This is a genomic window from Azospirillum aestuarii, assembly GCF_016632405.1.
Lineage (GTDB): Bacteria > Pseudomonadota > Alphaproteobacteria > Azospirillales > Azospirillaceae > Azospirillum > Azospirillum aestuarii.
In genome coordinates this window covers 1-25,605 of record NZ_JAEPIV010000025.1, presented here as the reverse complement: position 1 = coordinate 25,605, position 25,605 = coordinate 1, and the positions used below count along the sequence as shown (strand labels likewise).

The window sequence follows — 25,605 nt, the reverse complement described above, 5'->3', positions numbered from 1 at the left end:
GTGAAGGGGGTTCTGGTTGGGCTTACCGGGACGGGGGATCAGGCGGGCTCGCCCGCGGGCTCGCCAGCGGCGGCGGCGTCCGCCGGGCCGAGGAGCTTCTTCAGCTCGTCCTGCTGTTCGGTGCTGGTGATGACGTCGTTCAGCAGGCCGTTCAGCTCGTCGTTGCCGTCCAGCTTGGCCAGCAGGTCCGAGAGCTTCTGCCGGGCTTCGAACAGGCGGCTCAGCGTCGGCACCTGCTTCAGCACCTCCACCGGCTGGAAGTCGTCCATGTGGCGCATGTTCAGGAGGATGTTCAGCTTGCCGCCGTCCTCCTGAAGCTTGTTGTCCACCTGGAAGGCGAGGCGCGGCGCCGTAGCGGCCATCACGTCGTTGAAGTTGTCGCGGTCGATCTCGACGAACTTGCGCTCCTTCAGCTTGGGAAGGGGCTTTTCCGGCTTGCCGCTGAGATCGGCCAGGATGCCGACCAGGAAGGGCAGCTCCTTCATCTCCTGGGCGCCGCCGGTGTGGACTTCGTAGGTGAGCTTTACCCGCGGCGGGCGGACGCGCTCCAACTTCTTCTGACTGCTCTCGCTCATATCTGACGACCTCATAGGGTTGTGCGCGTCGCGCGCCGGCTGTCGAGCTTCGCCATCATTCGAAAGGCACCCCTGTGGAGGCCAGCCGAGATGGACCCCAATTGGACGACATCGCCCCGGAACACCTCCGTTTCGGAGGGAATGTCCGGTGCACGAAGCATCGCCCGCTCAGCTTCGAAGGTGCTGCAAGAGGAAGTTGCGGGCCTCCAATAGTTGACTCATCCGCTCGGCGCTGGACAGCAGGCCGGTGTCGGGATGGAAGATCGGGGCCAGGGTGCGGAAGCGGCTGTTGACCGTCTGCGTGTCCAGGCCCCATTCATGGGTGAAGCCCAGCACGTAGGTGGCCTGCCAGGGCTTGCGGATCGGCTGGCGCAGCGGGCGGAAGGCCAGCGTCTCCAGCGCCGCGGTCAGCTGCTCCAGTCGCAGGCGGCAGCGGCTCATCTCGCTTTCCACGGCGTTCAACTCGCCCGCGGTGATGAGGTGCGCGCCGTCGTCGCTGCCAATGGTGGCGGCGACCCAGGCGGCCTTGCGCACGGTCGCCGCATCCAGCGGGGTGGCGTGGCGCACGCGCAGCTTCGGCACCACCCGCACGCGGCGGGTGCCGCCGCTCTTCAGCGTCACGGTGCGGTGGGAGACGTCCACCGGTTCGGGGCTGCCGGGATCGGGCAGGTGGGTCAGCGCCTCCGGCCCGACCAGCGTCAGGCAGGATCGGATCAGGGCGGGCACCGTCATGCCGCGCGCCGTCGCCGCGGAGTCCACGGCGGCGTAAAGGGCATGCTGACAGGGTGCTGTGATGGTGGGCAAAGGGCCTCCGGGTACGCACGGCGGTATTGCCCCGCAAGGTGTGCGATGGCGGGCCGTCGCGGAACGCCTTGTTGGTCCACTCCCGGAGTCACGCCGCCGGAACTGCGTCCGTTGCGGAGTGAAGGCGGTCAGGCGTCCTTGCCGCCGCGGAGTTCCTCCATCACAGCGCGGATGCCGGTTTCCAGCGCCCGGACGCGGCGGCGCTGCCGTTCCTCCCGCCGCGTCGCCTCCTGCGCCTCTCCGCGCAGGCGGTCCACCTCCTCGACCAGCGAGGGGGCGACGGTGCCGCGGTCGGTGTAGAACAGCCCGACCTGGATGACCTCGTAGAGGGACGTCCCGGCCGGCATCAGCCGCTCCAGCGCGGAGAGGGCAGCCAGCCGCTCGCCGGGGGAATCGCTGCGCAGCCGGGCGAGGATGGCGTGCAGGCGGGCATCCCGGTTCATGATGGCCGGTTCATGATGGAGCGTGTCCTTTCTGGTTGGCCGGGGAGTATCGCAGGGGCCGGGGAGCGGCAAAAGCAGATCAGACCAAGTTGGGCCAATCTGAACGGGATGCCCTCGCGGAAAGCCGCTATAGCCGGACCCTTGGGAGGCTGGCCATGCTCTACGGTTTCGGGCGTCTGGCGCTTGTTTTGTGGCTGTGCGCCGTGGGCGGGCAGGCGTTCACCCTGTTCGCCTTTCACAACGCGGTGGCGGAGGCGCACACGGCGGAAATCGCCGCGCGCGCGTCGGCGTTGGCCAGCCGCGTCGCCGCCAGCGCGGCGGAGCGCGCCGCCATCGGCTTTCCGCTCGCCGACCAGAACGATCTGCAAAGGCTGATCGAGGTGGCGTCCACCGGCGGCGGGGGCCTGCGGCTTTATGTGGTGGACCCGCGCGGGACCGTTCTGTTCGCCACCGCCCAGGCGGCGGGGACGCCGGTGCCCGCCTCTTGGATGGGGGGCGCGGCTGGGCTGCCGGCGGAGCCGTGGGACCTCGCGGACCGCGACGGCGTGCTGGTCGGCGTGCCAGTGGCCGACGCCCTGGGCAAGCCCGCCGGCGCCGTGCTGGGCCTCGCCCCGCAGCAGGACGCGCGGGTGGAGGTTCTGGCCGCGCTGCGCGAGACGGCGACGGTCACCGCCGTCTTCCTGGCCGCCATCGGGATTCTCGCCGTTCTGGGCACGCGGCTGCTGCTGTCGGGTGTCTGCCGGTCCGTTCTGGAGCGGACGGCCTTTTACGCCGCCGAGGCGCGGCAGCTTCAGGCCGACACGCCTGCCGCCGCGGCGGTCGGCGATCCGGCGCTGTCCGCCGTCCTGGCCGGGCTGCGCGCGGCGGAAACCGAGGCCGCCCGCATCGACGGGGAGGTGCTGCGATGACCCGCCCGGCGATGCCATTCTCCAATCGGGGGATGTTGCGGCGATTCATTCCGCTGATGGCGGTGGTGGTGGTCGTGCCCTGGCTCGCCACGCTGGCGGCGGCGCTGATCGCCGCGGCGGGGCTGGCCGACCGGGGAACCGCCTCCCGCGCCGAGATCGTGGGAACGGCCATCGCGCATGACCTGGAAAAGTCGCTGGCGCTCGGCCTGCCGCTCGACCGCATGGCCGGGATGGACGATTATCTGGGCGAGGCGGGTGCGGTCTTTCCGGAGATCAAGCTGATCCTGGTGGTGGACGGCGCCGGTCGCCCGCTGTTCCAGAAATCCGACGCGGCGCGCCCCGACCTGTCGGTCCGGCTGGTGCCGGCGGACACCGATTGGTCCGCGCTGGGGCTGGTCCTGCAACGCTTTCCCATCCGGCAGGGAGCCGCGATGGCGGGGGAGGTCCTGCTGGGCCGCAACGCGGTGGCGCAGCCGGCCAACGCGCCGCGCATCCTGATCGATTTCGCGGTGGCGCTGAGCATCGCTTTGGCTCTCGGCGGGCTGGCGCTGCGCACCATGCTGAACGCCCAGGTGACGACGCCGCTGCGGCTGGCGGCGTCGCTGGAGGCCAACCTTGCGCGCTCCGCCTATGACCGCATCGCCCCGCCGGTCGAGCAAAGCCTGATCGGCAATCTGCTGGCCGAGATGAACCGGGTGGTGACCGGCGTGAACGACCGCTTCGCCCGCCTGTGCAGCTATCTGGCCGAGGTGCGCGATCTCAGCTTCAACAAGGATGCCGCGGCTGAGGTGGCGCCACTGATCGAGCGGATCGAGCGGCTGGGCCGCTTCTCGCCCGACCGGCTGACCGCTCTGGCCCCGCCGGACGCCGGGTCGCTGCCCTACGCCACCGCCTTCTGCGCGGGCGTGGGTGCGGCCGTCGCCGCGGCGGTGGCGACGCGGCACCTGCCGCCGGTTGTGGCGCTCGGGGGGGTGGCGCTGGGGATGGCCGCGGCGGTGCCGCTCGCCTTCGCGCTCGGCCGTCGCGCGCCCGTCGCGGGAGCGCTGGCGCTGGGAGGCTGGGCGCTGCTGAACGGGCTGGGCGACGGGGCGTCGGTGTGGCTGACCGGGGCGATGCTGGGCGGATTGGCCGCGGCGTTTCCCTTCCAGGCGGTGCGTCCCGCCGCGGAAAGCCTGCGCGCCGGACCGGCGGTGTCCGCGGCTGGCGGTCTGGTCGTTGGAACGGGGCTGTCGGTTCTGTGCATCGGCGGTGGCGTGCCGGGTGTTCTCATGGCCGGCGCGGTGCTGTCCGGGGTGGCCGGTCTGCTGGCCGCCGTCCGGCTGGAGCGGCGGGCCGGTCTGACGCTGCCGCGCGTGACCCTTCGCGCTCTGCTGGCGGTGGACCGCTGGTGGGTGGACGGGACGCTGCGGCCGAAGGGTTGGGCGCTGTGGCTGGTCACGGCGCTGGCCCTGGCGGCGTTGAGCCGGACCGACGGCGGCGGGGCGGTGGACGCCCGCCGGGTTGCGGAACTGTTCTGGCTCCACGCCACCCCGGCCTGGCTGGCCGCCGCGCTGGTCGCGGTTCTGGTTCCGCGGAGCGGGGCGGCGCTGCTGAGTTTGGGCGCAACGGCGATGGTCGGGCTTCTCCTGGCGCTCGGCCCGGTGGAGCCGGGAACCGCCGTCGCGCTGGGCGCCGCTGCGGCTCTCGGCGCCGGGCATGCGGGCTTTGCGGCGTCAGGGGGGTGGGGGGGGCTGACGGCGGTCCGCGCCGCGCTGACCCTGGCCGGAACGCTCGGTGTGTTGTGGCTGGCCGGTGGGAGCAACACGGTGGTGGCCACGGGCATGCTGCCCTCGTTGGCCCTGCTCGCCGGGATCGCCGCGCTGCCGCCGCTGGCGCTGGCGCTGTGGCGCCACGCGACGCCGCGCCGGCGCGTTCCGGTCGAAGGGGAGGCCGCGCGATGACCGGGCTTCGCCAGCGCATGACGGTCGCCGCGGCGGCGGTGGTCCTCGCCGTGCTCGTCACCGCCGCGGTCTTCGCCCTGCTGCGCATCGGGAGCGGCGCCACCCGCCACGCCGAGGACGAGGGGCGGATGACCCTGCGGCTGTGGGAAGGGCTGCTCGACCAGTCCGCCGCCGCCGCTCGGGTGGCGGTGGGCGACCCCCGCCTCACCGACGCGCTGGAGCGCGGCAACGCGGCGGCGGCGGCGGAGCGGCTGGGCGGGCTGGGCTTCACGGCGGCGACCGTGGTCAACGGTGTCGGGCAGACCCTGCTCGCCGTGCCCACCGACCAGCCGATCCGCCTTCTCGACGAGCGGCGCATCGGGCAGGTGCTGGCCCGCAACGACACGCAGGACGGTCTGGTGCTGACCGGCGGTGCCGCGCAGCTTCTGCTTGCCCGCCCACTCGGCGCGCAGCGGCCCGCCGACCGGGCGCTGGTCGCCACCCGTCCGCTGACCGGCAGCCTGGAGGCTCTGGCTGGCATTCTCGGCGGCTCCGCCTTCCTGGTCGGCAGCGACGGCGCATTGTATGGCCACGCCGGACCGCTGGCCTGGGCGGACGTGCGTCCCGCCGCTGAGCGCGGTGAGGAGGTGCAGGCGACCATCGGCGCCCGCGGCTACGGCGTGCGCAAACTGCGCCTGCCCAAGGTGGCCGGCACGGAGGGGGACGGCACGCTGTACCTCGTCACGGTGCGCGAGACCACGCTGGCCGCCATGGCCGACAGCCTGCTCGACAGTTCCGCCATCCTGGTGGTGCTGATGGTGCTGGTGGCGGGGACGCTGGGCCTCGACTGGTATTTCCGGCGGGTCTTCACGCCGGTCTATGCCTCGATGTCCGCCCTGTCCGCCTTGGCCGCTGGGGACACCGGCGTCGCCGTTCTGGGGGCGGAGCGCGCCGACGAGGCCGGGCAGTTGGCCCGCACCGTGGAGGTCTTCCGCAGCCGCAGCCGGGCGCTGCGCGACGCCGAGGAGCGGCGCGCCCGCCACTGGTTGCGCCAGCAGTCCTTCATCCGCCGCCAGATGCTTCGCCTGTCCGAAACCCTGCCGGAGCAGGGGCGGCGCGAGCTTCTCGCCGACCTCGCCCGCATCGAGGCCGCCTCGGAGGGCAAAACGCCCTGCGCGCGCACCGACGATCCCGGCGCGCTCGCCGTCGCCTTCGAGGTGATGGCGGAGCGCGTGCGCGACCAGCACACCGCGCTCGATGGCATGGTCCGGCAGCTTCAGTCGGCGCTGGACACCCGCACGGAGCTTGTTGAGCTGCAGAAGCAGTTCGAGATCGCCCGGCGCATGCAGGCGGCGATCCTGCCCCCCGACCTGACCACGGCCCCCGATCAGGAGACTGATCTGGAGGCGTCCGGCCTGATGCGTCCGGCGGCGGAGTTCGACGGCAGCTTCTACGATTTCTTCCTGACGGCGGACGGGTCGCTGGCGGTCCTGATCGGGCAGGTGTCGGGCGGCGGGCTGGCTGCGGGCTTCATGACGGTGACGGCGCGCGCCGCGCTGCGGACACTGGCGGCGGCCGGGCTCGGGCCGGCGGCCTGCCTGACCGGCGCCAACCGTCTGCTGGCGGCGGACAACGCTGCGGGCCTGTCGATCGGCCTCGCCATGGGCATCGTATCGCCGCGCTCGCGCCGCCTGGTCTTCGCCGCCGCGGGCGTGCCGGAGCCCTTCCTGCTGCGGCGCTTCGGCGACGTGGTGGACCTTCCGGTGGCGGCCAACCCGCCGCTGGGCCTCGATCCCGCCATGACGGCGGTGGAAACCGCGCTGGACCTGCCGGTGCCCTCCACGCTGGTGCTGTGCAACGGCGGGCTGCTGGACGGCGAGAACCGCTTCGGCGTCGCCTTCGGGCGGGCGCGGCTGACCGGCATCCTCGGCAACCTCGACGACCTGTCCGCCGCCAGCGTCACCGCGGCGGTGTCCGCCGGGCTGGCCGAGCATGGCGGCGGCGCCGCGATGGCGGTGGACCGGCTGTGCGTCGCCCTGCGGGTGCGGGCATGAGGGCGCGCGGCATCCTGGCCGGCGCGCTCGCCCTGGTGGGCGCGCTGCTCGCCGGGCCGGCGGCGGCGGAGGTGGCCCCGGTATCGGATGGCGGCCCCGCGCTGTTCCAGTGCAGCCGCTACCTCCGCAACGGGGAGGCGCTCTACGGCATTCCGCCGGGCATCCTGCACGCCATGAGCGTCGTGGAGTCCGGGCGGGCGGGCATGCCCTGGCCCTGGGCGCTGAACGTCTCCGGGCGCCCGCACTACCCGGCGACGCGGCGCGAGGCGCTGCGGCTGATGCAGGACGGCGAGGGCGGCCTGCGCGGCGACGTGGCGGTCGGCTGCATGCAGATCCACACGCGCTGGCACGCCGGCTCCTTCGCGGGGGGCGAGGACATGCTCGATCCCGCGGTCAACGTCGCCTACGCCGCCCGCTTCCTGCGGGAACTGTACGACCGCCACGGCTCCTGGACGGAGGCGGTGCGCCGCTACCACGCCAGCGATCCGACGGCGCAGGACACCTATCTCTGCCTCGTGCTCGACCGGCGGGTGCGGCTCGGCTACCAGCGCGAGACGGCGGAGATGCGCCGGCTGTGCGGCGGCCCGGAATCGTGAGCGCGGTGCCATGAAGAAACTCCTGGTCGGCGTGCTGGCGCTGCTCCTCCTCCTGGTGGCCTTCGCGGGCGGCTATTTCCTGGCCGGGGGCAGCGTGCCGGGTGCCACGGACGACCCCGCGCCCGCCGAAGCGAAGGCAGCGCCCGCCGCTGTACCGCAGGAGACGGCAAAGGCGGAGCCGGAGAAGGCCGCGCCGGCCGCCGTCCCGGTCCGTCCGGTCGCGTCCGTGAAGGCGGCGACCGCGCGCTTCTCCATCGAACTCGGCGTGTTCCGCTCCGCCGGGAACGCCCAGGACTTCGCGGCGGCGCTGGCCGGGCGGGGCCTTCCTGTGGAGATCGTCGAGACCATGGACGCCGCCGGGGGGCAGTGGCACCGCGTGCGCGCGGGCGCCTTCGCCGACCGCTGGCAGGCCGAGGCGCGCCGCCCCTCCTTCGAGCGGACCGCTGGGATCGGCGGGGTGGTGGTCGAGGAGCCGCTTGCCGCCGCCATGCCGACGAAGGCCGGCGGCGGCGAATGATCCAGTTCGGACCAAGGGGGTAACCCGCCGGATTTGCGGGCTTCTCCGCATGGCGGGGTGGGCTTCCGGTCCATCGCCGCGAGGCCCCCGCGGGACTACGCCAGAACGAACCAGACAGCGCGCGGATTTGGGCCGCCGGGATGCTTCTATCAGGCTGGGCCGTCGTCCTGTGGGGCGGCGGTTCATCCGATGGTTTCTTCCCCAGGAATTCCCGCGATGACCACGATCACGCTCGGACGATGGCAGGTGGCGGCTCTGGCCGCCGGCGTCGCCGTGCTGACCGTCGTGGCCCTGCTACTGGGCGCGGTGATGGCGGCCCTGATCCTGACCGGCGGTGGAGACTCGCCGATGGCGTCGGCCTCCGCTCCTGCCACCGCGTCCGCTGCCACGACCACCGCGGCGCCCGCCGCTGGCGGCGGGCTGGGCGCGACGGCACGGAGTAACATCGCCGACAGCTTCGAGGCCCGCCAGGGCGTGATCGAGACGGCGGACATCTTCAGCGACGAGGCGCGCGGGCGAGCGATTTCGGCGACCGAGCCGGTGACCCGCGGCGCCGCCGATGCGGCCCGTCGCTTCCTGCCCGGCTGGATGGCCGGCACCGCCGCCCACGTCATCGAGAAGACCGGCTACCGCGTCACCGAATTCGCCGGCAACAGCGTGGAAGGCGTCGTCGAGGACACGCTGAACGACCGGCTGGACGCGATGAAGGAGGATGGTGGAGGAAGCGGACCGGCGCCGGTCCGCCACTACGCCATCGAACTCGGGCGCTTCGCCACCCCGTCCAACGCGGAGTCCTTCGCCGCCGCCGCCGCCCAGCGCGGCGTGCGCGGCACGGTCGATTTCGCGCCGCTGCCGGGCGGCAACGCCCCCTACGCCGTGCGCACCGGACGCTACGCCGCCGCCGACGAGGCCGCCCGCGCGCTGGACGCGCTGACGCGGGCCAACGGGGTGTCCGGAACCGTCGTCACCCTTGCCGAAGCGGGAGAGCGCTGAACGCCATGAGTCCGGTGAACGGAAAAGGATTGGGCCCGCGATTGGGAACGGCCGGCGTGCTGGCGCTGGCCCTGCTCGCCGCCGGCTGCGCGGAGAAGCCGCGGGCCGCGCTGGACAGCGTGTCCTTCACGGTCGCCCCCGCCGCCAACGACACCACGCCGGTCGCCATCGACCTCGTGTCCGTCCGCGACAAGGCGCTGGTGGACAAGCTGGGCGCGCTGACCGCCGCGGAGTGGTTCGGCCAGCGCGAGCAGTCCATGCGCGACCATCCGACCACGCTCGGCGTGACGAGCTGGGAGCTGGTCCCCGGCCAGACGCTGAAGACGGACCTGCCGCCGGGCGAGCCGGCCTGGGCGATCCTGATCTTCGCCAACTATTCCACGCCGGGACCGCACCGCCTGCGCGTGCCGGACACACGAACGCTGACCCTCACCGCCGGGGACAAGGATGTCGAACTGGTTCCGTGATGTTCTTTCCTTTTCCGTGAGGGCCGCATGACCGAGGCGCGCGACATTCCCGACGCCATCGACTGGCATGACGGGATGCTGCTGGCCCCGCAGCATTTCCAGCAGCAGGCGCTGCGGCATGAACGGCAGCTGACCTACCATGTCCGGCAGGCGCGGCCCTTCCATTGGGGCGTCGTCCATCTCCAGGTCGACCGGGTGCAGCTCGTCTCCGGGCTGGTCCAGGTGCGGGAGCTGGAGGCGATCCTGCCCGACGGTCTCGTCGTGGACTACCGCGCCGGGATCGACGAGCCGCTGGAGGTGGACATCTCCGCCTACGCGGACCCGGTGGGGCAGACGCAGATCACCATCCACCTGATCGTTCCCGCCGCCCGCGGCAACCGCGCGCCGGGGCCGGGAGAGACGCCGCGCTACGTCTCGGTCGAGGGCGCGCCCGTCGCCGACCAGCATGGCGGGGAGGAGCTGTCCATCGCCCGGCTGCGCCCGCGGCTGGCTCTGTTCGCCACCACCGGCCCGACGCAGAAGCCGCCGCAGAAGTTCGTCTCGATGCCGATCGCGCAGGCGACCTTCCGCAACGACGCCTTCGTGCTGACCGACTTCGTGCCGCCGGCGCTGACCGTCGCCGCCAACGCGCCGCTCGGCCGGCTGGGGGCGGAGGTGGTGCGGCGCGTGCGCGAGAAGGCGCTGTTCCTGGCCGAGCGTTCCGGCGTCGGCAACGGCAACCCGGCGACCGAGCTGGCCGAGGCCGCGCGGGCGGAAATCCGCAGCCTCGTCACCGGCCTGCCGCCGCTGGAGGCGCAGCTCGGCGTCGGCGTCTGCCACCCGTTCGACGTCTACATGTCGCTCTGCACGCTGGCCGGGCACCTGTCGGCCTTCGCCAGCGGCGCCGTGCCCGCCAAGCTGTCGCGCTACGACCACGACGATCCGATGGCGAGCTTCGGCGAGGTGCGCGACTTCATCCTGCGCATGATCGACCGGGTGAAGGAGGGCGTCGCCCGCATCCCCTTCACCTTCGAGGACGGCATGTTCGGCCTGGCCATGGACGAGGCCTGGCTGAAGGGCCGGCTGGTCGTCGGCGTGCGCGGCCCGGCCTCCGCCCCGGTCAGCGAGGTCGCCGCCTGGATGGAGAACTGCATCGTCGCCTCCCGCTCGCGGCTGGAGACGCTGTCCGGCCTGCGCGTGAAGGGGGCCGAGCGCGTCGCGCTGGACGACAGCGGCGAGGGTGGGGTGGCCGCCCCGCGCGGCGTGGTGCCGTTCGAGATCAAGGTCGATCCCCGCTACATCGTCCCCGGCGAGCGGCTGGAGATCTGGAATCCGGACTCGCTGGGCAGCCGCTTCCGCCCCGTTGAGATCACCCTCTTCGTCAGCGCCTGAGCCGGGGAATGACCGCCATGCTGCACCGTCGGGATCTGGTCGATCACTTCCTCGCCTTCGCGCGGGAACTCCAGAAACACCGCGCCGCCGTCGGCGCTGCCGGGCGCCCTGGCGCTGCGGTGAAGCCCGAGGGCGCCGCGGGGGAGACGGCGGACAGCCTGCCAGCCTTCCTGACCGAGGACGCCCTGGCGGTCCCGGCGCCGCGCGGTGCCGCCGCGGCGGTGCCGGCCCTGGCGCTGGAGCCCGACGCCGAGATCATCATCCGCCGCCTTCAGGACTTCCTGGAGGCGCAGGCGGTCCAGGTCGGGCGCACCGGCACCGACCTGATGATCAGCCAGCACCGCGAGGCGCAATACGCCATGGCGGCGCTGGCCGACGATCTGTTCATCCACGACGTGGAATGGAACGGGCGGGAGCTGTGGCGCAGCGTGCTGCTGGAGCAGGCGGTGTTCCGCACCCGGCTGGCCGGCGAGCGGGTGTTCGACCGGATGGAGGCGCTGCTCGCCAGCAACGACCGGCGGCTGGTCCAGCTGGCGGCGGTCTATCTCTGCGTGCTCGGCATGGGCTTCAAGGGGCGCTGCCGGGTGCCGGGCGGCGAGTCCACCTTGCGCGACTACAGCGCCCGCCTGTTCGAGTTCATCGCCGGCCGCGAGTCCGAGCTGGGTGCCGGAGTGCTGCCCGGCGGGCGGACGCTGATCCCCGCCGCCTACGCCTACACGCTGACCGATGGCAAGGCGCGCACGCTGGCGCGCGGGCCACGCTGGCCGCTGGTCCTGGGGGCCATCGCCGGGCTGTGGCTGGTGCTGGGTCAGGCGCTCTGGTGGATGTCCACCGCACAGCTTTCCAACGCGGCGGACGCGGTGCTTCAGGCATCGGTCCGCGTGACCCGCTGACGGGAGAGGACGGTCATGGAACTCCTGGCAGCGGTCCTGTCCGGCATCGCCGGCAACCAGATCTGGGTCTTCGCGGGGCTTCTCGTCCTCGTGTTGCTGATCATCGCGGTGATGGCGGCGATCCTGCTGCGCGCCCGCAGCGCGGCGCCGCCCGCCCCGGCGGAGCCCGCCGCCCTGCCGCCGCCCGACGCGACGGCGGAGGAGGGCGGGGCGGTCCCGGCGCTCGCGGCGACGGCGCCGGACGTCACCATCCGCGACATCCGGCGCCTGTTCCGCGACGGCTTGGCGGCCTACCGCGAGACACTGTCGCGCAACGTCTATCTGGTGCCCTGGTATCTGCGCACCGGGGTCGCCGCGTCCGACGACGCCGGCCTGCTGTCCTGCGCGGAGGAGGTGCGCCCCCCGGTGACCGCCGAGCGGCACGCCGGCTTCTCCTGGCGCTTCTACGACCGGGCGGTGGTCATCGATGTCGATGATCCCCGCGCCGCCTGGGCGGGCGTGCTCGACCTGCTGGGCCGCCGCCGCCCGATGCTGCCCGCCGACGGGCTGATCCTGACCGTTCCGCTGGCCGAGCTGGACGACGTGCGCCGTGCCACCGCGCGGGGAACGGAGCTGTACGCCCGGCTGTGGGAGATCCAGCGCACGTTGGGCTTCGCCCTGCCGGTCTATGTGGTGGTGACGGGCTGCGAGGAGGCCCCCGGCTTCGCGGCGCTGGCCGAGGCTCTGCCGCCGTCCCTGACCGGCGGGATGCTCGGCTGGTCGAGCCCCTACGCGCTGGAAACCGCCTTCTCCCCCGACTTCGTGAGCGAGGCGCTGCAATCGCTGGCGGACGGCCTGCTGGCGGTGGAGCTGGAGGTGTTCGGTGCCACGGCCACGCCGGACGGCGCCCCGTTGTTCGCCCTGACGGAGCGGCTGACCGGGACGGAGGCGGCGCTGCGCGCCCTGCTCGGCACCGCCTTCAAGCGCACCGCCTATCAGGAGACGCTCTACGTCCGCGGCATCTACTTCACAGGCCGTCCCGATGCGGACGCGGCGGCGCTGTTCGGGCGCGACCTGCTGAACCGCAAGATCTTCCCCGAAGCCGGCCTGCCCAAGCCGACCCGCGCGCTGGCCGCGTCCCGCGCGTGGCGTCGCTATTCCTGGCCGGTGGGGACGGGGGCCGCCGCGCTGGCCGCGGTGCTGCTGCTGTGGGTGGGGGTGCAGCGCGCGTCCACCCTGTCGGACCGGCTGGTTCCGGTGCTGGCCGACATTCCGGGCGGGCTCCAGCAGCTCGCCGACCAGCGCCCGGCGGTCGAGGCCGGGGCGCCGATGACCGCCGCCTACGGCGATCCCGCCGCCCGCTTCGTGCAGGGCGTGACGATGCTGCCCACCGATTGGTCCTTCAACCCGCTGCCGGCCTCCTGGATCAGCGGCGTTCCGGACTCGGTGTCGGGGGCGCTGGCCGTCGGCTATCGCCGGCTGGCCCTGTCGACCGTGCGCGATGTGGCCGAGGACCGGCTGCGCCGCCTGACCCGCGACGGTGGGGTGGGACCGGCGGGGGCGGGCGCCTTCGAGCGGCTGCGCGCCTTCGCGGGCGAGATCGGCATCGCCGAGGGGCTGGCCCGCGCCTACAACAACGTTGACGCCCGCGACCCGGCCCTGCCGTTGGACGAGGTGCTGGACTTCGCGCTGGGCTCCGGCGTGGCGCGCGGCTTCTCAGCGCGGCTGCACGGCTGGGAGATCGACCAGCCGCCGGGCGGCACCGCCATCCCCGCGCCGGGGCCGGGCGCGCAGCGTCCCATCGACCTGACCGCCCATCGGGCGGAGGTCGGGCGCCGTTTCCGGCAGTACGCCGACGCCTATCTGCGCGACCTCGCCATGGGCGGCCTCGCTGCCGCGCGGCTGTCGGTCGCCGCCAGCGAACTGGAACTGCTGGCCGGCGGGGCGCGCTCCGGCGCCGACGCGGCGGCGGCCTACGCCGAGGTTCTGTCGAGCCTGGAGGACGCCGCGCGCGGTTTGGGGGCGGAGCGCGGCGCCTGGATCGGCGCCAACGGCCCCGTTCTGCCGCCGGAGTTCGAGGCGCTGCTCGGCCGTCTGGAGAAGTCCGACCTGCTCGGACCCAACCTGCGCGCCGACATCCTGGATCTGGCGCAGCGCCGCTACGACGAGGCGGGAGTCGGCGCCCGCAGCCTGGATTCGGTGATCGGCCGCCTGCTGGAACAGGCCCCCAACGGAGGCGCCCGGCTGGCTCCGGCGGCGGAGCAGCTCCGCCGCACCCTGGCGGTGTGGATGGCCCGCCGCTTTATGAAGACCGACGACACCGGCGCGCTGACGATGCCCGCCGTGGGCGCCGGCTGGGACCGCGCCGCGCTGGACAGCATCCCGCCGCTGGTCGAGGACTATCTGCTGTTCGACGCCAAGGACCTGCCGCAGGCGCCGGCCATGCTCCGCACCTCCATGAGGGCGGCGGCGCAGCACCAGCTCCGCCAGGGGGTGGAGCGTATCCTCGCCCGTGCCTTGGCCGGCAGTCCGGCGGGCGGTGGGGTGGACCGGGCCGGCGGGCTGGCGCAGCTCCGCGCCTCGGCCCACGCCCTGCGCACCGCCTTCCCGGTGCTGGCCGAGACGATGCAGTCCTTCCGCCAGATCGGGCTGACCACCTCCGCCGAGACCATCCGCGACACGGTGGCCCGGCAGGCCAACGCCGTTCTGGCCCAGGCCGACCGGCTGCTGGAGGGCGACCAGCTCTATCGGCCCGACGCCCACGCGCTCGACGTCTGGGTGGACGGGCCGCTGGTGCCGCATCTGCTGTTCGGGCAGACCACGCCGGCCGGGCTGGCGCTCTATCTCGGCAACGCCCGGCAGGAGGTGACGGTGCTCGCCCGCGACATCGCCGCTCCGGTGGTGGAGATCCTGGAACGCCCGGTGATGGGCGCCGGGACAGGGTCGGGCGCGGCGTCCAAGTGGGCGCGCATCATCACCGAACTGGACAGGTACGACGGCGGGCGCCCGAACAGTTCGCTGGCGCAGCTCGAAAAGTTCGTGACGGTCGAAAGCGCCGCGGTGGACGCCGCCGGTTGCCAGAATCTGGGCGCCATCGACGGGGTGCCGGACGACTTCTTCCGCAGCCGGCTGGCCCAGCTGAAGCAGTGGATCGCCACGCGCTGCGTGCTGGCCGCCGACGCCCGTGTCTACGACGCCTATGTCGACATGGCCGCCTCGTTCAACGAGATGCTGGCCGGCCGCTTCCCCTTCGCCGCCGCTGCGGTGTCGGGGGAGGAAGCCGATCCGGCGGCGGTGCGCGCCTTCTACGAGCGGTTCGACGCACGGTCGGCCTTCGTGCTTGAGGGCTTGCGCCGCGGCGAGCGGTTTGGCATCGCCGGGCGGGAAGCGCTGCGCTTCGTCGAGACGATGGAGCGGGCGCGCCCGCTGCTGATCGCGGCAGTGACTCCGGACCAGAGCGGCGGGCTGGCGCTCGACCCGGCCTTCCGCGTCAACCGCGGGCGTGAGGCCGGGGGCAGCGACATCATCGAATGGAGGCTCGCCACGCCGAACGGCGCCCTGTCCAGCGTGCTGCCGCGCGCGCCGCTGCGCTGGTATCCCGGCGACAAGGTGAGCGTGACGCTGCGCTGGGCCAAGGACGGCACGGTTCTGCCGGTGTCCGGCGTCGGCACGGGGGTGACGGTCGATGGACCTTCGCTGCGCTTCGACTATGACGGTCCCTGGGCGCTGTTCGCCCTGGCCAGCCGGCAGGCCGCGCCGCAGCGCGACCGCCGCCCCGGCCCGGACACCGAACCGCTGCTGCTGTTCGAGGCCACGGCCAGCGGCCCGGTCAAGGAGGCCGTCAATCCGGCCCCGATGCCGATCGCTCCGGCGGCCCAGGCCCCGCAGATGCCGGCGGTGAAGCCCAACGTGCGGGTCTTCATGACGCTGGCGGTCAAGCGCACCGTCCTGGCCGACGGCAAGCCGCCGCGCGAGGAGAAGGTGGCCGTTCCGGCGCTGCCCGCGCAGGCGCCGCCGCTGGCTCCGGTCGGCTCCATGCGGCGGATGCCGGGGCTGGCCGGCTGGCCGGCGCCCTCCGGTGCGGTGGCACCGGCGGACCGCGCCTTCTTCGATCTGGGCACTCCCCCGTCCCAGCCCCCGATGCTCCGCCCCGCGGCCCAACGCTTCCCGTGAGCAGCACCCCATGAGTTGCCAATGACCGCATCCCACCCGTTGATCGACATCGGCGCCCTGCTCCAGCCCATCCCCGGCGACGATCCGGCGGGCGACGACCTGCGCCACGGCCCGGAGTTCGACGCGCTGACCGAGGCGCGCCGGATGGACGACGATCTGGACCAGGGGATCTGGCAGACCACCGTCAAGAAGGCCGACTGGAAGGGGGTCGTCCTGCAGGCGTCGGACCTGCTGAAGACCCGCACCAAGGACCTCCAGGTCGCGGCGTGGCTGGTCCAGGCGCTGGGCCGCCTGCATGGTCCGGCGGGGCTGGCGCCTGGGCTTCTGCTGATCCATGGGCTGGTGGAGGATTTCTGGGACGGCCTCTACCCCCGCCTTGACGACGGCGACCCGGAACCGCGGCTGGCCCCGCTGGCCTGGCTGGACAGCCAGTTGTCGCGCGACTTGATGGCGACCACCGTCACCCAGCCGGGGGCGAACGCCGACGAGACGCACCGTTTTCAGGACTGGCAGAACGCGCAGCGCCTGCGCAAGCTCGCCACCCGCGACCAGCGCGCCTTCCACGCGGCGGTCGATGACGGCGAGGTGACGGTCGAGCAGATCCTGGCCGCGCAGGACCGCACGCCGCCCGACTTCTACCAGACCCAGCACGGCCATCTGCGCGACACGGTGACGGCGGTGCGCACCCTGGCGGCGGAGCTGGACGCCATGGCCGGCCGCGCAGCGCCCGGCTTCACCCAGCTTCTGAAGACTCTGGAGAGCCTGATCCAGTTTCACCGCGACGCGCTCGCCAAGCGCGGCATCGATCCGGACGGCGCTCCCGCCGCGACGGAGGAGGCCGAAGGCGGGGAGGAGGCCACCACCGACGCGTCCGCCGAGATCATTCCCGCCGCCTTCGCCCGCCCCGGCGGCCCGCGGACCCGGCAGGAAGCCTACGCGATGCTGCACCAGATTGCCGATTTCCTGGCGCGGGAGGAGCCGCACAGCCCGACCTCCTACCTTGTCCGCCGCGCCGCCGCCTGGGGGAACCTGTCCCTGCCGGAGCTTTACGCCGAGCTGCTGGGCGACCGCGGCGAGGTCGGGCGGATCTTCGGCCTGCTGCGGCTTGAGGAGCGCTGAGCCATGCCCCGCATCCTGCTCGACTATCCCGGCATCAAGGGCGAGTCGCTGATCCGCAACTACAAAAATCTGGCCGAATGCATCAGCTTTGACCTGTCCTCGGGCAAGCGCGAGGTCGGCGGCTTCAACTACGACGACCCGATCGAGGACAACTCCTATTTCAGCGGCCGGAAGGCGCCGAAGCAGGACAAACTCGGCGTCGACAGCCTGAAGCTGGAGCGTCACTTCGACCTCGCCTCGCCCAAATTGATGCAGGCGGCCTTCGATCCGCAGAAGAAGGACGTCACGGCGACGATCCACTTCTTCCGCACCTTCGCCCAGTTGCAAGGCGGCGAGCATTTTGGCGAAAGCGACATCTTCGCCGAGCCGTACCTGACCATCATCCTGAAGAACACGCAGATCACGGAATACGTGCTGTCGGTCGACAACGACGACAGCAGCAACGGGACCGAGACCATCGCTCTGGCTTTCGACCAGTTGCAGATGACCTACCAGCACCAGATCGACGGCCGGAAAATCGGCCAAATCCGTGGCGATATCACATTGGCGAGCAAGTCATGACCCAGTCGAACCCGTCGGCCCTGACCGGCGACACCACCCTCCTGTCCCGCAACGGCGCGGGGCGCCGCGGCCCAGGGCGCCGGGCCGAGCATTTCCTGGAGCAGGTGATGTTCCAGAGCCGCTGGCTCCTGGCGCCTCTCTATGTCGGCTTGGTGGGCGCGCTGTTGATGATCGGCTGGCGCTTCGCGCTGGAAATGGTGCACGCACTGCCGCTTCTGATTCATGGCACGGAAAACGACATCATCCTGATCGTGCTCGGGCTGGTCGACCTGACGATGGTCGGCAACCTCGTGCTGATGGTGATCTTCAGCGGCTATGAGAACTTCGTCTCGAAGATCGACGTCGCCGGCCACGCCGACCGTCCGGAATGGATGGGCAAGCTGGATTTCAGCGCGCTGAAGGTCAAGCTGATCGCCAGCATCGTGGCGATCTCTTCCATTCAGATCCTGAAGACCTTCATGAACGTGTCGGAGGTGTCCGACCGCGACCTGATGTGGCTGGTCGCCATCCACGTGACCTTCATCGTCTCCGGCGTGCTGCTGGCGACCATGGACGTGCTGGTCAAGAAGAGCCACGCGCACTGACATCCGGCAGGAAAGGAGAGGGCATCATGATTCGGTACGCACTGGCGTTCCTCGCCATCCTTCTGACCGGCCTGCCCGGAGCGTCAAGGGCGGAGCCGGCGAAGGTGGTGGTCGGCACCTACGTCAACCAGATCACCGGGGTGAACCTCCGCGACAATCAGGTCAATGTGGACTTCTACGTCTGGTTCCGCTGGGACGACGACTCGCTGAACCCGCTGGAGACGTTCGAGCTGATGAACGGGCGGATCGAGTCGCGCACCCCCACCCCGGTCCGCAAGCTGAAGGACACCAACTACGGGCAGGCGCGCGTCCAGGCGGTTCTGAACCAGCCCTGGGACGTGAGCCGCTTCCCGCTGGACACCCAGACCATCCGTCTGGTGATCGAGGACAGCGACCTGACGGCCGAGCACTTCGTCTATGTGCCGGACACCGACAACAGCACGCTCGACCCCGACGTCGACGTCTCGGGCTACACTCTGACCAGCAACGGCGCCACCATTTCGGCGCACCGCTACCGCACCAATTACGGCGACATCACCCTGCCGAAGAACCACGAGTCGGTCTATTCCCGCTACACCCACGCGATCACCCTGGAGCGGCCGGATTCGGTCTATTATATCAAGACCTTTTCGACCATCTTCATCTCCTCGGTGGTGGCCTTCCTGGCCTTCCTGGTGAAGCCGGTGGACCTCGACCCCCGCTTCGGCCTGGGCATCGGCGCGCTGTTCGCCGTGGTCGCCTGCTACTTCGTCATCGCCAGCGACCTGCCGCGCAGCAGCGGCTTCACCCTGTCGGACCGGGTCAACCTCGCCTCCATGGGCATGATCTTCCTCAGCCTGATGCAGAGCGCGGTGTCGCTGATGATCTACGAGCGGAACGCGGCGAAGTCCCTGCTTCTGGACCGCTGGTGTCTGGTGGTCTTTCCCGTAACCTACGCGCTGCTGTGCGTCTGGCTGACCACGGTGTGAGGTTGGTGATCCGACACCGCCGCGGGACGCCGCTCCGGCCTGAGCTTCGCCACAATCCGTCGTCATGCTCCGCGGAGAGCGACAAGGGAGAGTGGCATGATCGGAAACCGGACGGCGCTGGCTGCGGCGGCGTTTCTCGCCATCGGGATCGCGGTGGCGGGCTGGTCGGCGGGGCGGGAGGTCGCGCAGGTCCGGCTGGCCGACCGCTTCGTCACCGTGAAGGGCTCCGCCGAGCGTGAGGTCAAGGCGAACCTCGCCCTCTGGCCGGTGCGCTTCGTCGCCACCGGCGACGATCTGTCCGCCGTGCAGGCGAAGACGGCGGCGGACGAGAAAGCCGTGCTGGCCTTTCTGGAGCGCTACGGTCTGGGCGCCGACGCCGTCGTCTCGCGCTCGCTCGATCTCGTGGACCTGCTCGCCCAAGCCTACCGCCAGGGTCCGGCGGATCAGCGCTACATCCTCACCCGCACCCTGATGGTCCGCAGCCCCGACGTGGAGTGGGTGGACCGCGCCAGCCAGAATCTGGCGGAGCTTCTTGACCAGGGCGTCACCCTGGGCGGGGAGCCGGGCATGGGCTCCGGCCCCAACTACCTGTTCACGCGACTGAACGACGTGAAGACCGAGATGATCGCTGAGGCGACGGCCAAGGCGCGCGAGGCGGCAACCCAGTTCGCGACCGACAGCGGCGCGACGCTGGGCGGTATCCGTCGTGCCAATCAGGGCCTGTTCCAGATCCTCGCCCGCGACGAGGCCCCCGGCATCATGGAAAGCCGGCAGATCGACAAGGTCGTCCGCGTCGTGTCGACGCTCGACTGGGAATTGGTGGATTGAAGGGGCGATAGCGCTCCGCCCGCATCCTCCGCTATATAGCTACCATACATATCGAATTCCCGGCATCAGACCGCCCTCGGCCAGAGGGGGGCGGACGGCGTTGCGTGTCACCGCTCTATGAGGCGTTCTGACGTCGAAGCCGCTAATCTTGTGTCTGTAATCCATCGAGTCCGACACCGGATAAGCAATAACGCCTCGATCAGAGCCAGAACAGGCCTGCAACTTAGGCATAATGAACAGATCGCGTGCATTGTTTGCGCGGCGCGCCTCTTGGTTTGGCCCGATCCTCAAGTCGGCTTCGAGCGCTCTCTCATCGCTATCCCTAAAAAATGACGGCATTGTCAGAAAGCGCTAGTTCACCTGCGCCGAGAATGGTTATATAGTCAACGTATATAGCGAAATCGGAGTGCCCGCTCATGTCCGTCCAACCGCAGGTGTCGTTCGCCGGGCCGCAAGCGTCGCCGATCGGCGCCGAGCGCATCCGGCTGCTGGAGGCGGTGGGGCGCGAGGGCAGCATTTCCGGCGCGGCGCGGTCGGTGGGCGTCACCTACAAGGCGGCCTGGGACGCCATCGACGCCATGAACAACCTGTTCGGCCGCCCGCTGGTCGAGGCGCAGGCCGGCGGAAAGCGCGGCGGCGGAACCGCCTTGACGCCGGACGGCGTACGGCTGGTCGCCACCTTCCACCGTCTGCAGAGCGAGATGGTCCGCGCCTTCCAGGTGCTGGAACCGGAACTGAACGGCACCGGCCTGTCCGCTGCCAGCCTGATATGGGGATTTTTCATGCGCACCAGTGCCCGCAATACCCTCCGCGGAACCATCACCGCCATCACCGACGGGGCGGTGAACGCCGAAGTCATCCTGGCCGTCTCGGACCAGACCTCGATCGTCGCGATCATCACCCGCGACAGCGTGCGTGACCTGGGCCTGTTCCCGGGGCGCGCGGCGACGGCGCTGATCAAGGCGCCCTTCGTGATCCTCGCCCCGGCGGACGAGGCGAAGCGCACCTCGATGCGCAACCGCGTGGAGGGCGTAGTGGCCCGCCGCGAAGACGGCGCCGTGAACAGCGAGATCACCCTGGACATCGGCGGCGGCAAGACGCTGACCGCCATCATCACGCTGCGCAGCGCCGACGACATCGGTCTCAAGCCCGGCGACCCGGCCTGCGCGCTGATCGACGCATCGCACATCATCCTTGCGGTGGATTGACGATAGGATCGGAAGGAGTTTTCGAATGAGGCATTTCCTGCTTGCCACCGTCGCCGTGATGTCCCTTTCGGCGACGGCCCACGCCGACGAATTCAACGTCGCGGTCGCCGCGAACTTCACCGCCCCGGCGAAGGAGATCGCCACCGTCTTCGAGCAGAAGACCGGCCACAAGGCCGTCCTGAGCTTCGGCGCGACCGGCCAGTTCTACGCCCAGATCAAGCAGGACGCGCCCTTCGTCGTCTTCCTCGCCGCCGACGACGAGACGCCGAAGAAGGCGGTCGAGGAGGGCTTGGCCGTTCCGGATTCCCGCTTCACCTACGCCGTCGGCCGTCTGGTGCTGTGGACCAAGGCCAGCGACGCCCAGCTGGGCGAGGACACGCTGCGCAAGGGCGCTTTCGAGAAGCTGTCGATCGCCAACCCGGCGACCGCGCCCTATGGCGGCGCCGCGGTGCAGGCCATGAAGAAGATGGGCGTCTTCGAGGCGATCCAACCGAAGATCGTCCAGGGCAACAGCATCGCCCAGGCCTTCCAGTTCGCCGAGACCGGGGCTGCCGAGCTGGCCTTCGTCGCCCTGTCCCAGGTGATCGCCAAGCCGGACGGCACCCGCTGGCCGGTTCCGGAGTCGCTGCACGACCCGATCTTCCAGGACGCCGTCCTGCTGAGGAAGGGCGCCGGCAACGAGGCCGCCACGGCCTTCCTCGCCTTCCTGAAGGGGCCGGAGGCCGCCGCGGTGATCTCCAAGTACGGCTACGGCACGAGGGCGCCGAACTGACCATGCTGGCCTCCCTGGTAAGGACAGCCCGCCGATGAGCTGGCAACCGATCATCCTGACCCTGGAACTGGCGGCGCTGACGACGGTCATCCTGCTGATCGTCGGCACGCCCCTGGCCTGGTGGCTGGCGCGGTCCGGAGCCTGGTGGAAGGAGGCGGTGGCCACGGTGGTGGCGCTGCCTCTGGTGCTGCCGCCGACGGTTCTGGGCTTCTACCTGCTGATGCTGCTGGGACCGAACGGCCCCGGCGGGTGGCTGGCCTCCCTGTGGGGCGCCCGCTCCATGGCCTTCACCTTCGAAGGGCTGGTCATCGGGTCGGTGCTGTACTCGATGCCCTTCGTGGTGCAGCCGATCCGCAACGCCTTCGAGGCGTTCGGCGACCGCCCGCTGGAGGCGGCGGCGACGCTGCGCGCCTCGCCGCTTGACACCTTCTTCACCGTGGCGGTGCCGCTGGCCCGCCGCGGCTTCCTGACCGGCGCCGTGCTGGGCTTCGCCCACACCATGGGCGAGTTCGGCGTCGTCCTGATGATCGGCGGCAACATCCCCGGTCAGACCAAGGTCCTGTCGGTGGCCATCTACGACTATGTCGAGACGCTGCAATGGGACGAGGCCCATCTGCTGGCCGGCGGCATGCTGGTCTTCTCCTTCACGGTGATCCTGACGATGATGATGCTGGAGAAGCGCATCGGGCGGGGCGGGGAATGAGCCTGTCGGTGCATTTCCACGGGACGCTCGGCCGGTTCGAGCTGGATGTGGCGTTCGAGGCGCCGGGCCGCGGCATCACCGCGCTGTTCGGCCCGTCCGGCTGCGGCAAGACCTCGGTGCTGCGTTGCGCGGCCGGGCTGCAGCGGTTGAACGGGCGCTTTGCCCTGGACGGTGATGTCTGGCAGGAGGGGCGGACCTTCCGGCCGACGCACAAGCGGCCCATCGGCTACGTCTTCCAGGAGGCCAGCCTGTTCCCGCATCTGTCGGTGCGCACCAACCTGCTGTTCGGCCATAGCCGGACGGTGGGGCGGGGCGTGCCGGAGCACATCCGCCTGGGCGACGTGGTGGATCTGCTGGGGTTGGGGCACCTGCTCGACCGCTCGCCGGAGCATCTGTCCGGCGGCGAGCGCCAGCGGGTCGGCGTGGGCCGCGCGCTGCTCTCGCAACCGCGCCTGCTGCTGATGGACGAGCCTCTGGCGGCGCTCGACCGCTTCAGCAAGGAGGAAATCCTTCCCTATCTGGAACGGTTGCACGGCGTGCTGTCCGTCCCCGTCCTCTATGTCAGCCACGACATCGCGGAGGTCGAGCGGCTGGCCGACCATCTGGTGCTGCTGCGCCAGGGGCGCGTCGTCGCCGCCGGACCGATGCAGGAGCTTCAGGCCGATCCCACCCTGCCCATCGCCCGCATGCCCGAAGCCGGGGTGACCCTGCCCGCGGTGGTGGCGGGACGGGAGGACGCCTATGGTCTGACCCTGCTGCGGCTGGACGGCGGAAACCTGCTCGTTCCGGGTGACCTCGGGCCGCAGGGGACGGCACGGCGCGCCCGCATCGCGGCGTCCGACGTCAGCCTCGCCCGCAACCCGCCGGAGGGCAGCACCATCCTGAACGCGCTTCCCGCCCGCATCGTCGCGGCGGAGCGGCACGACGACGTCCAGATGATGGCCGTCGTAGCCCTGGGCGAGGAGGGGAGGGGCGCGCGTCTGCTCGCCCGCGTCACCCGCAAGAGCTGGGATGCTCTGGGACTGTCGCCGGGCCAGCCGGTCTATGCCCAGGTCAAGGGCGTGGCCCTGGTCCAGGAAACGATGTGAGTCGAACGGGGGCTGTGCCTATCCGGGCGTGAAGCGCCTGGGCAGGCGCAGCGCCCCCGTTCCCATCGCGATTCCGAACAGAACGCACAACAGCCCCGCCGCGTGGGCGAGCGTGAAGGCCTCGCCCAGGAACAGCACGGCGGCCAGCACGCCCGCTGCCGGAATCAGCCCGGTGAACAGCCCGGCCCGGTTGGCCGGCACATGGGCGATTCCGCGCATCCACAGCACCACCGCCAGCAGGCCGCCGGTCAGCCCGGACGCCACGAACAGCAGCCAGACCCAGCCGGGCACCGCCGCCGGATCGAAGCCGCCCAGCGTCGCCAGCGCACCCGGCGCCATCATCGCCGCGGCCAGGACATTCGCCAGGCAGGTCAGCGCCAGAGGCGGAATCCGCCCGCCGAGCCGCCGCGCGAAGACTCCGTACAGCCCCTCCGACACCACCGCGCCCAGCACCAGCGCGTTGCCGACAACGGAATCGTCCGGTCCACCGCCGCCGCCCGGCCTGAGGTTCAGCGCGACCATGCCCACGACCGCCAAGGCGATGGCCGCGGCGCTGCCGGCCCCGATCCGCTCGCGCAGGATCAGCGCCGCCCCCAGCGCCGTCATGGCCGGGATGGTGCTGGTGATGATTCCGGCGGCCACCGCGCTGGTCTCGCGCAGCCCATAGAGAAGGAACAGGTTGAACAGCACCATGCCGAACAGGGAGAGCAGGGCGAGGCTCGTCCAGTCCCGAGCGTTGCGCGGAAGCGCCGCCGCTCCACCCCTGAGGGCAAAGGGCGCCAGCAGCGCCGCGACCAGGGCGAAGCGCATTTCGGCCGCCACAAGCGGTGGGATATGGGATACGATGACCTTGGAGGCCGGAACGGACAGGCCGACCAGGGTCATCGACAGGGCGAGGTTGAGAAAAGCGGTACGCATGGCCGCATTCTATGGGTGCCGACGCCGTCTTACGGAAGCGGCATTTTCACGCAATGAATTTGCAAAGAATGCGTGTCATTCTTCGCGCCAAGGTCGCGGTACACAAGGGGCGGGGTATGTCGGAGCCGATCCTCGGGATCACCAACTGGATGCATCTTTTCCGCTGGATCGTGAAGCTGATCCGTGACGAATACGGTGTGGATGAAAAGGTCCTGACCCGCAACGCCGCGTTGGATGGCGGAATCGGCCTCACCGCCGAGCAGCTCGAGCAGGTGCTTGACCACATCGCCGAGACCTTCGAGCTGACCTTTCCCGAGAACACCCTGAACGAAGCCGTGCGGTTGGAAGACCTCTGCACGCTGACCGCCTGGATGCGGGGCCTCTTCAAGAAGCCGGACTTCGTCACCCCGCCGTTCGAGGAGCGCTGCCGGTCCCTCAACAACGTGCCGGCCTGATTCGCACGGTTCATACCTCACGGCTGGAAACGCTCCCGCGGGTTCCCATCTGCGGCAGCGAACCCGTCCCGCCAACCATTCTTCCCTTGAGCCTTTCATGCCGTTGCATCTCATCAAGCTGGCCGTCGGGATCGACGACCTCGACCATTTGGCGGCCGTGCAGGCCCGCCGCGCGCAGACCGTCGCAGACCGATTGATGGTTCCCGTTTTCACGCGCCGTGTGCCGAAGCGTGGGGAGGATATCCTCGCCGGCGGGTCGATTTACTGGGTGGTCCGCGGTTCCGTCGCCGCCCGACAGCGGGTGATCTCCATCGACACCACCGTGGACGAGGAAGGAGAGAGTTGCTGCATCCTCGGCATGGACCCGCAACTTGTCGCCACCGTGCCGACGCCCCACCGGCCGTTTCAGGGATGGCGCTATCTCGACCCGCAAGCCGCGCCCAAGGATCTGTCCGACGCCGGTGGGCAGGGCGACGAGTTGCCGGCCCATCTGGCCGCCGAATTACGGTCTCTCGGCCTGCTGTAATCCGTTCGGCCGGATGCGGACCACCAACTTATTGATTTTTCACGGCTTGGCAGAATTTTCATCGCCCTGTCAAAAAAGCGCTTGCGTGTTCGTGGGGGAGGCGCCTATAACCCCCTCCACCGACGCGGTGGCCGCCAACGAGGCGCCGACGGGTCGGGAACACAGAGACATTCTGGCCCTGGC

At 70.8% G+C, this 25,605-nt stretch carries 25 protein-coding genes; 21 read left to right on the top strand and 4 right to left on the bottom strand.

Going from position 1 to position 25,605, the window contains the following annotated elements; translation table 11 throughout:
- Positions 1-38 precede the first annotated feature (38 nt).
- The 3 genes from tssB to JJL56_RS26650 all read right to left on the bottom strand — a co-directional run bounded on the left by tssB (position 39) and on the right by JJL56_RS26650 (position 1,822).
- Positions 39-575: a type VI secretion system contractile sheath small subunit gene (tssB, locus tag JJL56_RS26660; protein ID WP_145629400.1), complete on the bottom strand. Its 537-nt coding sequence runs from the start codon at positions 573-575 to the stop codon at positions 39-41.
- A 168-nt stretch (positions 576-743) separates the two neighbouring features.
- The gene (locus tag JJL56_RS26655) at positions 744-1,379 is read right to left on the bottom strand and encodes a hypothetical protein (RefSeq protein ID WP_247890550.1); all 636 of its coding nucleotides are present in this window, start codon (positions 1,377-1,379) and stop codon (positions 744-746) included.
- Between the two features lie 128 nt (positions 1,380-1,507).
- Positions 1,508-1,822, bottom strand: a complete 315-nt coding sequence (locus JJL56_RS26650; protein WP_145629405.1) for a hypothetical protein — start codon at positions 1,820-1,822, stop codon at positions 1,508-1,510.
- Positions 1,823-1,977: 155 nt separating this feature from the next.
- Here JJL56_RS26650 and JJL56_RS26645 point away from each other — a divergent pair, with 155 nt between their 5' ends.
- The 19 genes from JJL56_RS26645 to modC all read left to right on the top strand — a co-directional run bounded on the left by JJL56_RS26645 (position 1,978) and on the right by modC (position 23,523).
- On the top strand, positions 1,978-2,730 hold the full coding sequence (locus JJL56_RS26645; RefSeq protein WP_247889667.1) for a hypothetical protein: 753 nt from the start codon (positions 1,978-1,980) through the stop codon (positions 2,728-2,730).
- The gene (locus JJL56_RS33395; RefSeq protein ID WP_247891277.1) at positions 2,727-4,670 is read left to right on the top strand and encodes a hypothetical protein; all 1,944 of its coding nucleotides are present in this window, start codon (positions 2,727-2,729) and stop codon (positions 4,668-4,670) included. Before JJL56_RS26645 ends, JJL56_RS33395 begins: the two co-directional genes overlap by 4 nt.
- On the top strand, positions 4,667-6,703 hold the full coding sequence (locus JJL56_RS26635; protein ID WP_145629409.1) for a PP2C family protein-serine/threonine phosphatase: 2,037 nt from the start codon (positions 4,667-4,669) through the stop codon (positions 6,701-6,703). Before JJL56_RS33395 ends, JJL56_RS26635 begins: the two co-directional genes overlap by 4 nt.
- Entirely contained in the window at positions 6,700-7,299 is a 600-nt protein-coding gene (locus JJL56_RS26630; RefSeq protein ID WP_200486938.1) for a lytic transglycosylase domain-containing protein, read from the top strand. The genes JJL56_RS26635 and JJL56_RS26630 overlap by 4 nt, the downstream gene beginning before the upstream one ends.
- 10 nt (positions 7,300-7,309) lie before the next feature.
- Positions 7,310-7,816: an SPOR domain-containing protein gene (locus JJL56_RS26625; RefSeq protein WP_145629411.1), complete on the top strand. Its 507-nt coding sequence runs from the start codon at positions 7,310-7,312 to the stop codon at positions 7,814-7,816.
- A 216-nt stretch (positions 7,817-8,032) separates the two neighbouring features.
- On the top strand, positions 8,033-8,809 hold the full coding sequence (locus JJL56_RS26620) for an SPOR domain-containing protein (RefSeq protein ID WP_200486937.1): 777 nt from the start codon (positions 8,033-8,035) through the stop codon (positions 8,807-8,809).
- Positions 8,810-8,850: 41 nt separating this feature from the next.
- A complete protein-coding gene (locus tag JJL56_RS26615) occupies positions 8,851-9,276 on the top strand; it encodes a hypothetical protein (protein WP_247891276.1) in 426 nt (141 codons plus the stop codon).
- 27 nt (positions 9,277-9,303) lie between these two features.
- On the top strand, positions 9,304-10,647 hold the full coding sequence (tssK, locus tag JJL56_RS26610) for a type VI secretion system baseplate subunit TssK (protein WP_200486935.1): 1,344 nt from the start codon (positions 9,304-9,306) through the stop codon (positions 10,645-10,647).
- Positions 10,648-10,664: 17 nt separating this feature from the next.
- Positions 10,665-11,540, top strand: a complete 876-nt coding sequence (locus tag JJL56_RS26605; protein WP_247891275.1) for a DotU family type IV/VI secretion system protein — start codon at positions 10,665-10,667, stop codon at positions 11,538-11,540.
- A 15-nt stretch (positions 11,541-11,555) separates the two neighbouring features.
- Complete coding sequence (locus JJL56_RS26600; RefSeq protein ID WP_200486933.1) at positions 11,556-15,692, top strand: type VI secretion system protein; 4,137 nt, start codon at positions 11,556-11,558, stop codon at positions 15,690-15,692.
- A 21-nt stretch (positions 15,693-15,713) separates the two neighbouring features.
- Positions 15,714-16,811 (top strand): type VI secretion system protein TssA, encoded by a 1,098-nt coding sequence (gene tssA / locus JJL56_RS26595; protein WP_200486932.1) that lies wholly within the window; start codon positions 15,714-15,716, stop codon positions 16,809-16,811.
- Between the two features lie 3 nt (positions 16,812-16,814).
- Positions 16,815-17,372, top strand: a complete 558-nt coding sequence (locus JJL56_RS26590; protein WP_200486931.1) for an Hcp family type VI secretion system effector — start codon at positions 16,815-16,817, stop codon at positions 17,370-17,372.
- Entirely contained in the window at positions 17,369-17,956 is a 588-nt protein-coding gene (locus tag JJL56_RS26585) for a TIGR00645 family protein (RefSeq protein ID WP_145629426.1), read from the top strand. The genes JJL56_RS26590 and JJL56_RS26585 overlap by 4 nt, the downstream gene beginning before the upstream one ends.
- Before the next feature lie 26 nt (positions 17,957-17,982).
- Positions 17,983-18,924, top strand: coding sequence for a ligand-gated ion channel (locus tag JJL56_RS26580; RefSeq protein ID WP_145629428.1), 942 nt, complete (start codon positions 17,983-17,985; stop codon positions 18,922-18,924).
- Positions 18,925-19,020: 96 nt separating this feature from the next.
- A complete protein-coding gene (locus JJL56_RS26575; protein ID WP_200486930.1) occupies positions 19,021-19,752 on the top strand; it encodes an SIMPL domain-containing protein in 732 nt (243 codons plus the stop codon).
- A gap of 416 nt (positions 19,753-20,168) precedes the next feature.
- On the top strand, positions 20,169-20,960 hold the full coding sequence (locus JJL56_RS26570) for a TOBE domain-containing protein (RefSeq protein ID WP_145629432.1): 792 nt from the start codon (positions 20,169-20,171) through the stop codon (positions 20,958-20,960).
- 25 nt (positions 20,961-20,985) lie between these two features.
- Positions 20,986-21,732, top strand: coding sequence for a molybdate ABC transporter substrate-binding protein (modA, locus tag JJL56_RS26565; protein WP_145629434.1), 747 nt, complete (start codon positions 20,986-20,988; stop codon positions 21,730-21,732).
- Between the two features lie 34 nt (positions 21,733-21,766).
- Positions 21,767-22,435 (top strand): molybdate ABC transporter permease subunit, encoded by a 669-nt coding sequence (gene modB, locus JJL56_RS26560; RefSeq protein ID WP_200486929.1) that lies wholly within the window; start codon positions 21,767-21,769, stop codon positions 22,433-22,435.
- A complete protein-coding gene (modC, locus tag JJL56_RS26555) occupies positions 22,432-23,523 on the top strand; it encodes a molybdenum ABC transporter ATP-binding protein (protein ID WP_200486928.1) in 1,092 nt (363 codons plus the stop codon). The genes modB and modC overlap by 4 nt, the downstream gene beginning before the upstream one ends.
- 18 nt (positions 23,524-23,541) lie before the next feature.
- On the opposite strand, the gene JJL56_RS26550 is transcribed toward modC, so the two are convergent.
- Complete coding sequence (locus JJL56_RS26550; RefSeq protein WP_145629440.1) at positions 23,542-24,441, bottom strand: DMT family transporter; 900 nt, start codon at positions 24,439-24,441, stop codon at positions 23,542-23,544.
- 11 nt (positions 24,442-24,452) lie between these two features.
- Between JJL56_RS26550 and JJL56_RS26545 the strand changes: the two genes are divergently transcribed.
- Both JJL56_RS26545 and JJL56_RS26540 read left to right on the top strand, forming a co-directional pair.
- Positions 24,453-24,896 carry an acyl carrier protein gene (locus JJL56_RS26545; RefSeq protein WP_247889672.1) on the top strand — a complete coding sequence of 148 codons (444 nt, stop codon included), beginning with the start codon at positions 24,453-24,455 and terminating at the stop codon, positions 24,894-24,896.
- Between the two features lie 97 nt (positions 24,897-24,993).
- Positions 24,994-25,422: a DUF1489 family protein gene (locus JJL56_RS26540; protein ID WP_200486927.1), complete on the top strand. Its 429-nt coding sequence runs from the start codon at positions 24,994-24,996 to the stop codon at positions 25,420-25,422.
- Positions 25,423-25,605: the final 183 nt, after the last annotated feature.

Bases quoted from the DNA above. Each gene is read 5' to 3' on its own strand.
- JJL56_RS26545 (WP_247889672.1), top strand. From the start codon at position 24,453: ATGGGTGCCGACGCCGTCTTACGGAAGCGGCATTTTCACGCAATGAAT.
- JJL56_RS26625 (WP_145629411.1), top strand. From the start codon at position 7,310: ATGAAGAAACTCCTGGTCGGCGTGCTGGCGCTGCTCCTCCTCCTGGTG.
- modC (WP_200486928.1), top strand. From the start codon at position 22,432: ATGAGCCTGTCGGTGCATTTCCACGGGACGCTCGGCCGGTTCGAGCTG.
- JJL56_RS26585 (WP_145629426.1), top strand. From the start codon at position 17,369: ATGACCCAGTCGAACCCGTCGGCCCTGACCGGCGACACCACCCTCCTG.
- JJL56_RS33395 (WP_247891277.1), top strand. From the start codon at position 2,727: ATGACCCGCCCGGCGATGCCATTCTCCAATCGGGGGATGTTGCGGCGA.
- JJL56_RS26645 (WP_247889667.1), top strand. From the start codon at position 1,978: ATGCTCTACGGTTTCGGGCGTCTGGCGCTTGTTTTGTGGCTGTGCGCC.
- JJL56_RS26550 (WP_145629440.1), bottom strand. From the start codon at position 24,441: ATGCGTACCGCTTTTCTCAACCTCGCCCTGTCGATGACCCTGGTCGGC.
- JJL56_RS26630 (WP_200486938.1), top strand. From the start codon at position 6,700: ATGAGGGCGCGCGGCATCCTGGCCGGCGCGCTCGCCCTGGTGGGCGCG.
- tssB (WP_145629400.1), bottom strand. From the start codon at position 575: ATGAGCGAGAGCAGTCAGAAGAAGTTGGAGCGCGTCCGCCCGCCGCGG.
- JJL56_RS26570 (WP_145629432.1), top strand. From the start codon at position 20,169: ATGTCCGTCCAACCGCAGGTGTCGTTCGCCGGGCCGCAAGCGTCGCCG.
- JJL56_RS26575 (WP_200486930.1), top strand. From the start codon at position 19,021: ATGATCGGAAACCGGACGGCGCTGGCTGCGGCGGCGTTTCTCGCCATC.
- tssK (WP_200486935.1), top strand. From the start codon at position 9,304: ATGACCGAGGCGCGCGACATTCCCGACGCCATCGACTGGCATGACGGG.
- JJL56_RS26590 (WP_200486931.1), top strand. From the start codon at position 16,815: ATGCCCCGCATCCTGCTCGACTATCCCGGCATCAAGGGCGAGTCGCTG.
- tssA (WP_200486932.1), top strand. From the start codon at position 15,714: ATGACCGCATCCCACCCGTTGATCGACATCGGCGCCCTGCTCCAGCCC.
- JJL56_RS26580 (WP_145629428.1), top strand. From the start codon at position 17,983: ATGATTCGGTACGCACTGGCGTTCCTCGCCATCCTTCTGACCGGCCTG.
- JJL56_RS26600 (WP_200486933.1), top strand. From the start codon at position 11,556: ATGGAACTCCTGGCAGCGGTCCTGTCCGGCATCGCCGGCAACCAGATC.
- JJL56_RS26635 (WP_145629409.1), top strand. From the start codon at position 4,667: ATGACCGGGCTTCGCCAGCGCATGACGGTCGCCGCGGCGGCGGTGGTC.
- JJL56_RS26605 (WP_247891275.1), top strand. From the start codon at position 10,665: ATGCTGCACCGTCGGGATCTGGTCGATCACTTCCTCGCCTTCGCGCGG.
- JJL56_RS26650 (WP_145629405.1), bottom strand. From the start codon at position 1,822: ATGAACCGGGATGCCCGCCTGCACGCCATCCTCGCCCGGCTGCGCAGC.
- modB (WP_200486929.1), top strand. From the start codon at position 21,767: ATGAGCTGGCAACCGATCATCCTGACCCTGGAACTGGCGGCGCTGACG.
- JJL56_RS26540 (WP_200486927.1), top strand. From the start codon at position 24,994: ATGCCGTTGCATCTCATCAAGCTGGCCGTCGGGATCGACGACCTCGAC.
- JJL56_RS26620 (WP_200486937.1), top strand. From the start codon at position 8,033: ATGACCACGATCACGCTCGGACGATGGCAGGTGGCGGCTCTGGCCGCC.
- modA (WP_145629434.1), top strand. From the start codon at position 20,986: ATGAGGCATTTCCTGCTTGCCACCGTCGCCGTGATGTCCCTTTCGGCG.